This window comes from Azospirillum sp. (assembly GCF_050789165.1).
On sequence record NZ_JBOZRT010000039.1, the window covers coordinates 39,781 to 53,847 of the forward strand.

Below are 14,067 nucleotides of genomic sequence, written 5' to 3' on the forward strand. Positions count from 1 at the left end.
CCTCCGGGGCGCGAAGGCCCGTCGAACCGTTTGGAAGGCGCCGCGGGGAGCAGCGCGTCGATGAGCAATTCATGCCTCGTTAAGGTTAACAACACGTAAAACTCGATGGAATTTAGCGCGAAACCCGCGCCGTACCCCATCAGGACAGGTTACCCCGCCGGGGATGTCGCGCCGGCGCCCCACCTTCCGGTACAGGTGTGGGCTTCCGACACCTCCACTTTGAGATCATGCCCGAACACACACCCCTGCCCGCCCCGCTGCGCCGTCTGGCCGCGGCGCTGCTGGTCGCCGCTGCCGCCTTCGCCTTCTGGGCCGCCCTGCAGCCGAGCCTGGAGCCGCCCGGCCACGGCATCGACAAGCTGGTGCACGCCGGGGTGTTCGCCGTGCTGGGCGGGCTGGCGCTCGCCGCCGCCCCCGACCGCCGGTCGCTGCTGCTGGCGCTGGGCGGGCTGGCGGCGCTGGGCGGGATGATCGAAATCGTGCAGGGGATGTTCGGCCGCGACGCCAGCCTGAGCGACCTGATGGGCGACGTCGTGGGAATCGCGGCGGGCGCCTGGGCGGCGCGCGCGGTCATCGAAATGGGGCGCGAGCGCTTCTTCCCCGGCTGACGCATCCCCCTTAATTCGGGGGAGATTCCTTGAACGCGACCGTGTACGGTGTCGCCGGATGCCCCTCCGGGGCATGCGGTGAAACGCGTCAGCCACTCAAAAAAACCTAAGCACCGCAGGGAAATCGACTTAGGAGGAAAAGGACATATGGTGACCGAACGCATTCAGGTCGGCGGGTTGCAGATCGCGGCTGAACTTCACCGGTTCATCGAGAACGAAGCGCTGCCGGGCACCGGCGTGTCGCCGCAGCAGTTCTGGTCGGCGCTCGACGCCATCCTGCACGATCTGGCGCCGCGCAACCGCGCGCTGCTCGCCAAGCGCGACGAGCTGCAGGCGAAGATCGACGCCTACTACCGCGACCGCCGCGGCAAGCCGGCCGACTTCGCCGGCTACAAGGCCTTCCTGCAGGAGATCGGCTACCTGCTGCCCGAGGGTCCGGACTTCCAGGTCACGACGACCAACGTCGATCCGGAGATCTCCACCACCGCCGGCCCGCAGCTGGTGGTGCCGGTGATGAACGCGCGCTACGCGCTCAACGCCGCCAACGCGCGCTGGGGCAGCCTGTACGACGCGCTGTACGGCACCGACGCGATCCCCGACGCCGACGGCGCCGAGCGCGGCGCGGGCTACAACCCGAAGCGCGGCGAGAAGGTCATCGCCTTCGCCCGCACCGTCCTGGACGGCGCCGCCCCGCTGGCCGCGGGCTCGCACCGCGACGCCACCGGCTACACGGTGGAGGGCGGCGCGCTCAAGGTGGCGCTCGCCGACGGCTCCGCCACCGGCCTGAAGGATCCGGCCAAGTTCGTCGGCTACAATGGCGAGGCCGCGGCGCCCACCGCCATCCTGCTCGCCAACAACGGCCTGCACCTGGAGATCCGCATCGACCGCGCCCACGCCATCGGCAAGACCGACCCGGCCGGCGTGGCCGATCTGGTCGTCGAGTCGGCGCTGACCACCATCATGGACTGCGAGGACTCGGTCGCCGCGGTGGACGCCGAGGACAAGGCCATCGCCTACCGCAACTGGCTGGGCCTGATGAAGGGCGACCTGACCGCCACCTTCCCCAAGGGCAACGGCACGGTCGAGCGCAAGCTGAACCCCGACCGCACCTACACCACGCCGGACGGCGGCACCCTGACGCTGCACGGCCGCAGCCTGATGCTGGTGCGCAACGTCGGCCACCTGATGACCAACAGCGCCGTGCTGCTGAAGGACGGCAGCGAGGCGCCGGAGGGCATCCTCGACGCCATGTGCACCGCCGCCATCGCGCTGCACGACCTGAAGGGCCTGGGCACGCACCGCAACAGCCGCGCCGGCTCGATGTACATCGTCAAGCCGAAGATGCACGGCCCTGAGGAGGTCGCCTTCGCGTCCGAGCTGTTCGCCCGCGTCGAGGACGCGCTGGGCATGGCCCGCAACACCCTCAAGATGGGCATCATGGACGAGGAGCGCCGCACCACGGTGAACCTCAAGGAGTGCATCCGCGCAGCAAGCGAGCGGGTGGTGTTCATCAACACCGGCTTCCTCGACCGCACCGGCGACGAGATCCACACCGCCATGGAGGCCGGCCCGGTCATCCGCAAGGGCGACATCAAGAACGCCGCGTGGATCAAGGCCTACGAGGACTGGAACGTCGACACCGGCCTGCTGTGCGGCCTGAAGGGCCGGGCGCAGATCGGCAAGGGCATGTGGGCGATGCCCGACCTCATGGCCGACATGCTGAAGATCAAGATCGTCCACCCGCAGGCCGGCGCCAACACCGCGTGGGTCCCCTCGCCCACCGCGGCGACGCTGCACGCCCTGCACTACCATCAGGTCAACGTCGCCGAGCGTCAGGCCGAGCTGGCCAGCCGCGCCCGCGCCGACCTCGACGCCATCCTGACCATCCCGCTGGCCGACCGCCCGAACTGGTCGGAGACCGAGATCCAGCAGGAGCTGGACAACAACGCCCAGGGCATCCTGGGCTACGTGGTCCGCTGGATCGACCAGGGCGTCGGCTGCTCGAAGGTGCCGGACATCAACAACGTCGGGCTGATGGAGGACCGCGCGACGCTGCGCATCTCCAGCCAGCACATCGCCAACTGGCTGCACCACGGCATCGCCACCGAGGCGCAGGTGATGGAGACGATGAAGCGCATGGCCGCGGTGGTCGACAAGCAGAACGCCGGCGACCCGCTGTACCGCCCGATGGCGCCCGACTTCGACAAGAGCGTGGCGTTCCAGGCCGCCTGCGATCTGGTGTTCAAGGGCCGCGAGCAGCCCAACGGCTACACCGAGCCCGTCCTGCACCGCCGCCGCATCGAGGCGAAGGCGCGCGGCTGATCCCATCCCCCCTCTCCCGCCTCCGGCGGGGGAGGGGTTGGGGGTGGGGGCAAGCGCTACATGATGAGAGGGGGCGGGCCCAAACCCGCCCCCTTTTCCTTTGTGCGCACCCCCAACAGATTCGGCTTGCGCTTTTCCACTAATATTCTAGTATAAAAGCGCCCTCGCGGTTTTGGTGCAGTCCCGCGGGGTGCATGGTTGCGCTGACTGACGTTTTTCCCGAATACCTGGGCCGCCGGTTCCCCCGACCGGCGGCCCGATTTGTCGGTGGCGGCGACGGCGGCGCGGTTCCATATGGCTCGGCGGAAGGGCCACCCGACGCACCCAAAAAATTGCGATAGGGGGACGGACATGCTCCACGAAGACCGGCTCTTTGCGAGCGACCCGACGCAGCGCGCCATCGCGCGCCGCCTGTACGGCGAGGTGAGCGCGCTGCCGATCGTCAGCCCGCACGGCCACACCGACCCGGCGTGGTTCGCGAGGAACGACGCCTTCCCCGATCCGGCGACGCTGTTCGTGGTGCCCGACCACTACATCTACCGCATGCTCTACAGCCAGGGCGTCCGGCTGGAGGACCTCGGCATCCCGCGCAAGGACGGCGCCGCGGTGGAGACCGATTCCCGCACGATCTGGCGCCGCTTCGCCGCGCACTGGTACCTGTTCCGCGGCACGCCGACCCGGCTGTGGATGGAACACGCGCTGGAGACCGTCTTCGGCGTCACCGAACGCCTGAGCCCGGCCACCGCCGACCGCATCTACGACCAGGTGGACGAGCGCCTGCGCCGCCCCGAGTACCGCCCGCGCGCCCTGTTCGAGCGGTTCAACATCGAGGTCATCGCCACCACCGAGTCGCCGCTCGACCCGCTGGAGCACCACAAGGCGATCCGCGCGAGCGGCTGGAGCGGCCGCGTCGTCACCGCCTTCCGCCCCGACCCGGTCGTCGACCCGGAGTTCGAAGGCTTCCGCACCAACGTCGAGCGGCTGGGCGCCCTCACCGGCGAGGACACCGCGACCTGGAGCGGCTACCTCGCCGCGCTCGCCAACCGCCGCCGGTATTTCATGGAGTACGGCGCCACCTCGACCGACCACGGCCACCCCACCGCCACGACGGCCGACCTGTCGCGCGCCGAGGCCGAGGCGCTGTTCGCCAAGGCGCTGCACGGCGACGCCACCCCGGCGGAGGCCGAGCTGTTCCGCGGCCAGATGCTGACCGAGATGGCCCGCATGAGCCTGGAGGACGGGCTGGTCATGCAGATCCACCCCGGCAGCTTCCGCAACCACAACCCGCAACTCTTCACCGCCTGGGGCCGCGACAAGGGCGCCGACATCCCGAGCCAGACCGAGTACGTCCGGGCGCTGAAGCCGCTGCTCGACCGGTTCGGCAACGAGCGCGACCTGACCATCATCCTGTTCACCCTGGACGAGACCAGCTACAGCCGCGAGCTGGCGCCGCTGGCCGGGCACTACCCGGCGCTGCGCCTCGGCCCGTCCTGGTGGTTCCACGACAGCCCGGAGGGCATGCGCCGCTTCCGCGAGATGGTCACCGAGACCGCCGGCTTCTACAACACCGTCGGCTTCAACGACGACACCCGCGCCTTCTGCTCGATCCCGGCCCGCCACGACGTGGCCCGGCGCATCGACTGCGCCTTCCTGGCGCGCCTCGTCGCCGAGCACCGCCTGGACGAGGACGAGGCCGCGGAGCTCGCGGTCGACCTCGCCTACACCCTGGCCAAGAAGGCGTACAAGCTGTGAACCGCCTGCATCCCGAGGGGCTGTCCGCCCTGCCCGCCGACATCACCCGCCCCGGCTACGACCGCGCGTCGCTCACCACCGGCATCGTCCACCTGGGCATCGGCGCCTTCCACCGCGCGCACCAGGCGGTCTACACCGAGGACGCGCTGAAGCGGAGCGTCGGCCCCTGGGGCATCTGCGGCGTCAGCCTGCGCAGCCCCGACACCCGCGACGCGCTGGCGCCGCAGGGCGGGCTCTACACCGTCGCGGTGCGCGACGCCGAGGGCGCCCACCTGCGCGTCGTCGGCGCCATCACCGAGGTGCTGGTGGCGCCCGAGGATCCCGAGGCGGTGCTGGAACGCCTCACCCGCCCCACCGTCCGCGTCGTCACGCTGACCGTCACCGAGAAGGGCTACTGCCACGACCCGGCGACCGGCGCGCTGAACGAGGACCACCCGGGCATCCGCCACGACCTCGGCAATCCCCAGCGGCCGGAGACCGCGGCGGGCTTCCTGGTGGAGGCGCTGGACCGCCGCCGCAAGGCCGGCGTCGCGCCCTTCACCGTGCTGTCCTGCGACAACCTGCCGAGCAACGGCGACACCCTGGCCGGCATCCTGCGCCGCTTCGCCACGCTGCGCGACCCGGAGCTGGGCCGCTGGGTGGCGGACACCGTTGCCTGCCCGAACAGCATGGTTGACCGCATCGTCCCGGCCACCACCGAGGACGACCGCGCCGCCGTCACCCGCGCCCTCGGCCGCGAGGACGCGTGGCCGGTGATGACCGAGCCGTTCTCGCAGTGGGTCATCGAGGACCGCTTCCCCGCCGGCCGCCCGGCCTGGGAGCTGGAGGGCGCCGAGCTGGTCGCCGACGTCCACCCCTACGAGACGATGAAGCTGCGCCTGCTGAACGGCAGCCACTCGACGCTGGCCTACCTCGGCTACCTCGCCGGCTACCAGACGGTGTCCGACGCCATCGCCGACCCGGCCTACGCCCGCCTGATCCGCGGCCTGATGGACGAGGAGGTGACGCCGACCCTCACGGTGCCGCCCGGCGCCGACCTCGGGCGCTACAAGGCGGCGCTGCTGGAACGCTTCGCCAACCCGGCGCTGAAGCACCGCACCTGGCAGATCGCCATGGACGGCTCGCAGAAGCTGCCGCCGCGCCTGCTCGCCCCGATCCGCGAGCGGCTGGCCATCGGCGCCCCCATCGAGCGGATGGCGCTGAGCGTCGCCGCCTGGATGCGCTACGTCACCGGCCGCGACGAGCAGGGGCAGGCCATCGACGTCCGCGACCCGCTGGCCGAGCGCCTCGCCGCCGTCGCCGCGTCGGCGGGGATGGACGCCGCGACGCTCGCCCCCGCCCTGCTGTCGGTGCGCGAGGTGTTCGGCGACGACCTGCCGCAGAACGAAACCTTCCGCGCCGCTGTCACCGCCGCCCTGGCCCGCCTGTTGACGGACGGCGCCCGCCGCACCGTGGAGGCCCTATCGGGAGCAAAGCCATGAGCACCGTCGCCGCCCTCTCCCCGGTCATCCGCCTCAACCCCGCCGACAACGTGGTGATCGCCCGCGCCGAGCTGCCGGCCGGCACCGCGCTGCCCGGCGAGGGCATCACCACCCGCGACGCCATCCCGGCCGGTCACAAGGTCTCCACCGCGGCGATCCGCGCGGGCGAGCCGGTGCGCCGCTACAACCAGATCATCGGCTTCGCCACCGAGGACATCGGCCCGGGCGAGCACGTGCACGTGCAGAACCTCGGCCTGCACGCGTTCGAGCGCGACTACGCCTTCGGCGCCGACGCCCACCCCACGGCCTTCGTGCCGGAGGAGGAGCGCGCCACCTTCCGGGGCTTCGTCCGCCCCGACGGCCGCGTCGGCACGCGCAACTTCATCGGCGTGCTGACCAGCGTGAACTGCTCGGCCACCGTCGCCCGCATGATCGCCCAGACGGCGGAGCGCGAGCTGCTGCCGCACTTCCCCAACGTCGACGGGGTGGTGGCGCTGACGCACGGCACCGGCTGCGGCATGGCCGGCAGCGGCGAGGGCTACGACATCCTGCAGCGCACGCTGTGGGGCTACGCCCGCAACCCGAACTTCGCCGGCGTGCTGATGGTGGGCCTGGGCTGCGAGGTCAACCAGATCGATTTCCTGCTGGACGCCTACGGCATCACGCCCGGCCCGCTGTTCCAGGTGATGAAGATCCAGGACAGCGGCGGCACCCGCACCACCGCGCAGGCCGGCGTGGCGATGATTCGCGAGATGCTGCCGCACGCCGACAAGGCGCGCCGCACCACGGTGCCGGCCAGCGGGCTGGTGGTCGGCTTGCAGTGCGGCGGCTCCGACGGCTATTCCGGCGTCACCGCCAACCCGGCGCTGGGCGCCGCCGCCGACCTGCTGGTGCGCAACGGCGGCACCGCCATCCTGTCCGAGACGCCCGAGGTCTACGGGGCCGAGCACCTGCTGACCCGCCGCGCCGCCAGCCGCGCCGTCGGCGAGAAGCTGGTCGACCGCATCCGCTGGTGGGAGGAGTACACCGAGCGCCAAGGCGGCGAGATGAACAACAACCCCTCCCCCGGCAACAAGAAGGGCGGCCTGACCACCATCCTGGAGAAGTCGCTAGGCGCCGTCGCCAAGGGCGGCACGACCAACCTCGTCGAGGTCTACAAGTACGCGGAACAGGTCAACGCCAAGGGCTTCGTGTTCATGGACACGCCGGGCTACGACCCGGTGTCGGCGACCGGGCAGATCGCCGGCGGGGCGAACCTGGTGTGCTTCACCACCGGCCGCGGCTCCGTCTCCGGCTTCAAGCCGGCGCCGTGCCTGAAGCTGTCCACCAACACCGAGATGTACCGCCGCCTGTCCGAGGACATGGACATCGACTGCGGCCCGATCGTCACCGGCGAGGTGGACATCGAGGAGATGGGCCGGCGCATCTTCCGGCTGATGCTCGACACCGCGTCGGGCAAGCAGACCAAGAGCGAGGCGCTGGGCTTCGGCGACAACGAGTTCGTGCCCTGGCAGCTTGGGGCGGTGATGTAGGACGTTTGCCCCCGCCCCATCCCTCCCCCGCGTTGCGGTGGAGGGGGCTGCCGGCGCAACGGCGGAGTTCCCTCCACCTCGAAGAGGGGGAGGGTTAGGGAGGGGGCAATCGATCAGCCGCCCCGCACCCTTCTCTGCTCCCGGTACACGATGTACACCCCGCTGGCGACGATCATCAGCGCGCCGGCGATGGTGGTCGCGGCGGGCACCTCGCCGAATAGGACAACGGCGCACAGCGTCGCCCACACCAGCGTCGTGTAGTTGAACGGCGCCACGGTCGCCGCGGGCGCGGCGGTGAAGGCGCGGATCATGCAGAAGTGGCTGAACGCCCCGAGGGCGCCCAGCAGCGCCATCAGCGCCGCCGACAAAAGGTCCGGCGTCACCCACACGAACGGCAGCGCGGCCGTGCACACCAGCGTGCCGACCGAGCTGGTGTAGAAGAAGGTCGTCAGCGTCGGGTCGCTGGCCTGCAACTGGCGCGTGACGATCTGGTAGAAGGCGTAGGCCGTCGCCGAGCCCAGCGGCAGCAGCACCGCCCACTGGAACGTGCCGCTCGCCGGCCCGACGATCAGCATGGCGCCGGCGAAGCCGCCGAGCACCGCCAGCCCGCGCCGCCAGCCCACCGTCTCGCCCAGCATGGGGATGGACAGCAGCGTCACCAGAACCGGCGTGACGTTGACGATGGCCGCCAGATCGACGAAGGGCAGGATGCCCAGCGCCGTCGTCGACAGCATCGTGACCGACAGCAGCAGGCCCGAGCGCACCAGCTGCAGCCCCGGCCGCGCCGACACCATCAGCCGCGGCGAACGCAGGCCGAGCAGGACCGCCGCGATGGCGAAGTGCACGGCGAAGCGCGCCCAGGCCACCTCGACCACCGGAAAGCTCTTCACCAGCACGCGGGCCACCGCGTCCTGCGTGACGAACAGCAGGGTGGCGAACACCATCCACGCGATGCCGGCCCGCGCCGACCGCCGCGCTTCCGCGGCCGCGACGGCCTGGGGGATCACTCGTTCCAAGGAATCCATTGTTCCGATGTTCCGCGGCGTGCGCCGTCCGATATATCAGTTGGACAGCGTACCGGTTGCTTCGCCCACCCAACAACCCCCGGCATCGGGATGCTGCGTCGCGGAACGATCATGGCCCCGTCCGGACTCAGGGCTCGTCGAGGCGCCACTCCACCAGGGCGGCGATGGCGGCCAGCCGCCGCTCGGCCAGCCAGACCGCCGACAGCAGGTCGGCGGCCACCGCGCAGAACACCAGGATGGTGATCGACCCGGTCAGCAGCGGCACCGTCACCCCGACCAGCGCGACCACCAGCGCGACGACGATGGCGTCCGCCCCGGCGCCGTGCGCGAAGGCGGCGACGGCCGGCGCCGCCGGCCGCCAGGAGCGCGGGCGCAATGTGAAGGGAAAGCCCTGCGCGGCGCGCATCAACTCGCCCAGGAACTCCACCGCCTCGACCGAGCGCACCGAGACGCGGCCCTGCCGCTGCGTGCGCCGGCGCAGGTCGGCGTTGATGGCGTCGGCGACGGGTTGCAGCCGGCCGCCGATCTCGCGCCGCGCGGCGGCCAGCGCACGGTCCGGCGCCTTGGCGCGGCTGCGCGGCCACAGGCGGTAGGCGCCGTGCCAGAACAGCTTGAGCCCCTGCGACAGCCCGATGGGGATCCACAGCCAGTCCACCGGCACGATGGCTTCGAACGCGACGGCGAGGCCGATCATCAGGAAGACCAGCCAGGTCGCCGCCATGCCGAGGTACGCGCTGCGGCGCTGGAGGCGCGCCAGACGCTCGCGCAGCTGGCGCTGGCCGCTGGTCGCCGCCGCGTGGCGGACGTCGTCCCATGGACCCGCATGGGTGCCGGCCGGACCCTGCATCGCACCGCCTCGGCGCCGTTAGTGACCCGTCCATGAAACGCCCGCCGCGGTCGCGAGGTCCATGGCAACTCGGGGCCACCCCGTTCGGGAGGGGTAGGTTCGCTGCCCCCTCCCCGGCCCTCCCCCGCTTTGCGGTGGAGGGAGCAGAGCGGCGGAGTTCCCTCTCCCGCAAAGCGGGGGAGGGCTAGGGAGGGGGCAAGCGGTCACCCCATCAGCTCGCGCTTCAGCAGCGCGTACAGCTCGCTCTTCGCCTCGAAGCCAATGCCCGGCACGTCCGGCAGGCGGACCCAACTGTCTTCCACCGCGATGCCGTCGGCGAAGCCGCCGAACGGCTTGAAGACGTCCGGGTAGGACTCGTTGCCGCCCAGGTGCAGGCCGGCAGCGATGTTCAGCGACATCTGGTGGCCGCCGTGCGGCACCACGCGCCGGCTCGACCAGCCGTTCTCCTCCAGCACCGCCAGGGTGCGCATGTACTCCACCAACCCGTAGCTCAGCGCGCAGTCGAACTGCATGAAATCCATGTCCTGCCGCATGCCGCCGTAGCGCACGAGGTTGCGCGCGTCCTGGTGCGAGAACAGGTTCTCGCCGGTGGCCAGCGGGTTGCCGTAGGCCTCGGCCAGCTCGTTCTGGATGACGTAGTCGAGGGGGTCGCCGGCCTCCTCGTACCAGAACAGGTCGTAGCGCTCCAGCGCCTCGGCGTAGTCCAGCGCGGTGTTGAGGTCGAAGCGGCCGTTGGCGTCCACGCACAGGTTGCGACCCTCGCCGACCACGTCGATGACCGCCTCGATGCGCTCCAGGTCCTCGGCCAGCGAGGCGCCGCCGATCTTGATCTTGACGACCTTGTAGCCGCGGTCGCGGTAGCTCTTCATCTCGTCCTTGAGCTTGTCCACGCCCTTGCCGGGGTAGTAGTAGCCGCCCGCCGCGTAGACCCACACCTTGTCGTCGGCCTGCCCGCCGCGGTAGCGGTCGGCGAGCAGGCGGTAGAGCGGCTTGCCCTCGATCTTCGCCACCGCGTCCCACACCGCCATGTCGATGGTGCCGACGGCGACCGAGCGTTCGCCGTGCCCGCCCGGCTTCTCGTTGATCATCATGCGGTCCCAGATCCGGAAGGGATCCAGGGTGCCGTTCGCCTCGTCGATCAGGCTGTCCGGCCTGGCCTCCATCAGGCGCGGGATGAAGCGCTCGCGCATCAGGCTGCCCTGGCCGTAGCGGCCGTTGGAGTTGAAGCCGTAGCCCACCACCGGCTTGCCGTCGCGGATCACGTCCGTCACGACCGCCACCACCGAGCAGGTCATCTTGGAGAAGTCGATGTAGGCGTTGGCGATGTCCGAGGCGATGGACACGGTCTTTTCACGGATCTCGACGATGCGCATGGGGGCTCCCTCCCGTTGATGGGCGCAGTGTGGCGATGGAGTGTGGCGGTGGACGGGCACGCGCGCGAATGCCAAGTTGGCATCGCTCAATGTGGGAACGGCATCGCACCCGTGGACATCACCTGGCTCGACGATTTCCTGGCGCTGGCCGAGTGCGGCAGCTTCTCGCGCGCCGCCGAGGCGCGGCATTTGACGCAGCCGGCCTTCAGCCGCCGCATCCGCGCGCTGGAGGACTGGGTCGGCGCCCCGCTGTTCGACCGCGCCGTCCAGCCGGTGACGCTCACGCAAGCCGGCATCCGCTTCCGCCCCGCCGCCGACGAGACGCTGCGCCGCCTGCACCAGGGCCGCGAGGAGGCGCGCCACGCCATGGACGCCGCGGCGACGACTCTGCGCTTCGCCGCCACGCACTCGCTGTCGCTGACCTTCTTCCCGGAATGGCTGCGCGCGCTGGAGGCGCGGGCGCGGGCGCGGGTCGGCGCGGTCCGGCTGGATTCCGACACCACGGCGGCGTGCGAGCAGCTCCTGCTGTCGGGGCAGAGCCAGTTCATGCTCTGCCACCAGCATCCGGCGGCGCCCGGCCGGCTGGACGCCCGGCAGTTCCGCTCGGTCCGCGTCGGCGAGGACGTGCTGGTGCCGGTGGCGGCGCCGGACGCGGGCCTGCGGCTGCCCGGCCGGCCCGAGGCGCCGCTGCCCTATCTCGCCTACGCCGAGGGCTCGGCGCTCGGCCGCGCCGTGGACGTGGCGCTGGCGGCGCGCGCGGCATGGCTGACCCCGGTGTTCATGGCCCGCCAGGCGGTCCTGCTGCGCGGCATGGCGCAGGAGGGCCGCGGCGTGGCGTGGCTGCCGCGCACGCTGGTCCGCGACGACCTGGAGCGCGGCACCCTGGCCGCGGCCGGCGGCGAGGACTGGGCCGTCGCCGTGGAGGTCCACCTGTTCCGTCCCCGCAGCCGCATGAGCCCGGCCGCCGAGGCGTTCTGGACGCTCGCGGCATGATGGGCGTCGAGTGGCCGCTGATCGCCTGGGCGCTGGCGGTGTTCACGCTGGCCGGCGTGGTCAAGGGGGCGGCGGGCTTCGGTTTCCCCATGGTGTCGGTGCCGCTGCTGGCGCAGGTGATGCCGGTGCCGCAGGCCATCGCCTGGGCGCTGGTGCCGACCTTCGTCGCCAACCTCGTGCAGATGGTCGAGACGCGGGCGCACGCCGCGGTCGTCCGCTCCATCTGGCCGCTGCTGGCGGTGCTCTACCCGGTGATGCTCGCCACCGTGCGGCTGGTGCCGTCCATGGACCCACGGTCGCTCTACCTGATGGTCGGGGTGCTGATCGAGGTGGCGGCGCTGATGCAGCTGATGGGCCGCATCCCGCGGGTCGAGGGCCGCGTGCGGCTGCCGCTGCTGCTGGCCGCCGGGGCGGCGACCGGCGTGCTGGGCGGCATGACCTCCTTCTACGGCTTCCCGGCGCTGCAGGCGTTCCTGGCCATCGGGCTGAGCGCGCACGCCTTCGTCTTCGCCGCCAGCGTGATGTTCCTCGTCGGCACGCTGGTGCTGGGGGCGGGGCTGTCGACGCTGGGCATCCTCGGGCTCGACGACCTGCTGGTCTCGGCGCTCGGCCTGCCGACCATGGCGCTGGGCCTCGCCATCGGGCAGCGCATCCGCCACCGCGCCTCGCCCGCGCTGTTCCGCAACCTCGTGCTGGCGACGCTGTTCGCCGTCGGGATCAGCATGATCGCCAAGGGGCTGGCGTGAGCGGACGGCCGGCCGAATTGGTCAGGCCACTTGGCCCCTTGACAGTATTTTGTTTGGTACGCTAACATTCTGCGCAACGAAACCATGGGGAGGAGCGGCCATGCTCACGGGCACTGGACGGCGTATGGTGTTGGCGGGTCTGATGTCGGCGGGCGTGCTGGCGGCGATGCCGGCGGGCGCGCAGGTCCCCGCCTTTCCCAAGGACCCGGTGACCATCAACGTCATCGACGTCGCCGGCAATCTGGCGCTGACGCAGAAGGCCATCGAGAACTACCGCAAGGCCAACCCGAACCGGGTCGCCCGCTTCACCTTCACCAAGGCCCCGGCGCCCGAGCTGGCCGGCAAGGTCAAGGCGCAGCAGAACGCCGGCCGGGTCGACATCGACCTCGTGCTGACCGGCACCGACGGGTTGGCGGCCGGCATCGAGCAGGGTCTGTGGCAGCCGCTGCTGCCGACCTACGCCGAGAAGTTCCCGAACCTGGAGGCCAGCTACCTGCCGGCGGCGGCGAAGATGCAGACGCTGGCGGCCAACCAGGGCATCGTCGTCACCTACTACCCCTCCGGCCCGCTGCTGGAGTACGCGCCGGAGCGGGTGAAGACCCCGCCCAAGTCCGCCGAGGAGCTGCTGGCGTACTGCAAGGCCAACCCCGGCAAGTTCATGTACGCCCGCCCGGCCAACTCCGGCCCCGGACGCACCTTCCTGATGGGCCTGCCCTACCTGCTGGGCGACAAGGACCCGAAGGACCCGGTCAACGGCTGGGAGAAGACCTGGGCGTACCTGAAGGAGCTGAACTCCTGCATCGAGTACTACCCGTCCGGCACCACCGCGACCATGAAGGAGCTGGGCGAGGGCTCGCGCGACGTGATCGCCACGACCACCGGCTGGGACATCAACCCGCGCGTGCTCGGCACCGTGCCGAAGTCGGCGCAGGTGGGGACGCTGAAGGGCTTCCACTGGGTGGCCGACGCCCACTACATGGTCGTGCCGAAGGGGCTGGCGCCGGAGCGGCTGGCGGTCGTGCTCGACCTCATGGCCTTCCTGCTGAAGCCCGAGCAGCAGGCCTACGCCTACGACGAGGGCTACTTCTACCCCGGCCCGGCGGTGAAGGACGTGACGCTCGCCATGGCCCCGGCCGACAGCCAGGCCGCCATCAAGGAGTACGGCCGGCCCGAGTACGAGCAGCTGATCGCCGACAACCCGATCGAGCTGCCGCTCGACGCCAAGGGCCTGGTTGACGCCTTCCGCCTCTGGGACGAGCGCGTCGGCGCGGCGAAGACGAAGTAAGCGGCAACCCTTGCCCCCACCCCATCCCTCCCCCGCTTCGCAGGGGAGGGGGCAGAACGGCGGAGTTCCCTCCCCTGCGATAGCGGGGGAGGGTCAGGGTGGG

Annotated in this window: 11 protein-coding genes; 8 read left to right on the plus strand and 3 right to left on the minus strand. The window is 71.0% G+C overall.

Annotation, left to right across the window (positions count from 1 at the left end; all coding sequences use genetic code 11):
• Window positions 1–227 precede the first annotated feature (227 nt).
• The 5 genes from ACRWK7_RS08805 (at window position 228) to ACRWK7_RS08825 (ending at window position 7,695) form a co-directional block, all read left to right on the plus strand.
• Complete coding sequence (locus ACRWK7_RS08805) at window positions 228–608, plus strand: VanZ family protein (RefSeq protein ID WP_431855833.1); 381 nt, start codon at window positions 228–230, stop codon at window positions 606–608.
• 147 nt (window positions 609–755) lie between these two features.
• A complete protein-coding gene (locus tag ACRWK7_RS08810) occupies window positions 756–2,930 on the plus strand; it encodes a malate synthase G (protein ID WP_431855834.1) in 2,175 nt (724 codons plus the stop codon).
• 351 nt (window positions 2,931–3,281) lie between these two features.
• The gene (gene uxaC, locus ACRWK7_RS08815; protein ID WP_431855835.1) at window positions 3,282–4,682 is read left to right on the plus strand and encodes a glucuronate isomerase; all 1,401 of its coding nucleotides are present in this window, start codon (window positions 3,282–3,284) and stop codon (window positions 4,680–4,682) included.
• Window positions 4,679–6,163 carry a mannitol dehydrogenase family protein gene (locus tag ACRWK7_RS08820; RefSeq protein ID WP_431855836.1) on the plus strand — a complete coding sequence of 495 codons (1,485 nt, stop codon included), beginning with the start codon at window positions 4,679–4,681 and terminating at the stop codon, window positions 6,161–6,163. The genes uxaC and ACRWK7_RS08820 overlap by 4 nt, the downstream gene beginning before the upstream one ends.
• Window positions 6,160–7,695: a UxaA family hydrolase gene (locus ACRWK7_RS08825; RefSeq protein WP_431855837.1), complete on the plus strand. Its 1,536-nt coding sequence runs from the start codon at window positions 6,160–6,162 to the stop codon at window positions 7,693–7,695. Before ACRWK7_RS08820 ends, ACRWK7_RS08825 begins: the two co-directional genes overlap by 4 nt.
• A 113-nt stretch (window positions 7,696–7,808) precedes the next feature.
• Here ACRWK7_RS08825 and ACRWK7_RS08830 read toward each other — a convergent pair whose 3' ends face one another.
• The 3 genes from ACRWK7_RS08830 to ACRWK7_RS08840 all read right to left on the minus strand — a co-directional run bounded on the left by ACRWK7_RS08830 (window position 7,809) and on the right by ACRWK7_RS08840 (window position 10,940).
• Complete coding sequence (locus ACRWK7_RS08830; protein WP_431855838.1) at window positions 7,809–8,702, minus strand: DMT family transporter; 894 nt, start codon at window positions 8,700–8,702, stop codon at window positions 7,809–7,811.
• A gap of 145 nt (window positions 8,703–8,847) precedes the next feature.
• Window positions 8,848–9,567, minus strand: coding sequence for a hypothetical protein (locus tag ACRWK7_RS08835; protein WP_431855839.1), 720 nt, complete (start codon window positions 9,565–9,567; stop codon window positions 8,848–8,850).
• Window positions 9,568–9,770: 203 nt separating this feature from the next.
• Window positions 9,771–10,940 carry a mandelate racemase/muconate lactonizing enzyme family protein gene (locus ACRWK7_RS08840; protein ID WP_431855840.1) on the minus strand — a complete coding sequence of 390 codons (1,170 nt, stop codon included), beginning with the start codon at window positions 10,938–10,940 and terminating at the stop codon, window positions 9,771–9,773.
• A gap of 111 nt (window positions 10,941–11,051) precedes the next feature.
• On the opposite strand from ACRWK7_RS08840, the gene ACRWK7_RS08845 reads away from it, so the two are divergent.
• From ACRWK7_RS08845 to ACRWK7_RS08855, 3 genes are all read left to right on the plus strand, one after another.
• Complete coding sequence (locus ACRWK7_RS08845) at window positions 11,052–11,933, plus strand: LysR substrate-binding domain-containing protein (RefSeq protein WP_431855841.1); 882 nt, start codon at window positions 11,052–11,054, stop codon at window positions 11,931–11,933.
• Window positions 11,930–12,679 carry a sulfite exporter TauE/SafE family protein gene (locus tag ACRWK7_RS08850; RefSeq protein WP_431855842.1) on the plus strand — a complete coding sequence of 250 codons (750 nt, stop codon included), beginning with the start codon at window positions 11,930–11,932 and terminating at the stop codon, window positions 12,677–12,679. The genes ACRWK7_RS08845 and ACRWK7_RS08850 overlap by 4 nt, the downstream gene beginning before the upstream one ends.
• A 100-nt stretch (window positions 12,680–12,779) precedes the next feature.
• Complete coding sequence (locus ACRWK7_RS08855) at window positions 12,780–13,964, plus strand: ABC transporter substrate-binding protein (protein WP_431855843.1); 1,185 nt, start codon at window positions 12,780–12,782, stop codon at window positions 13,962–13,964.
• The last annotated feature ends 103 nt before the right edge of the window (window positions 13,965–14,067 follow it).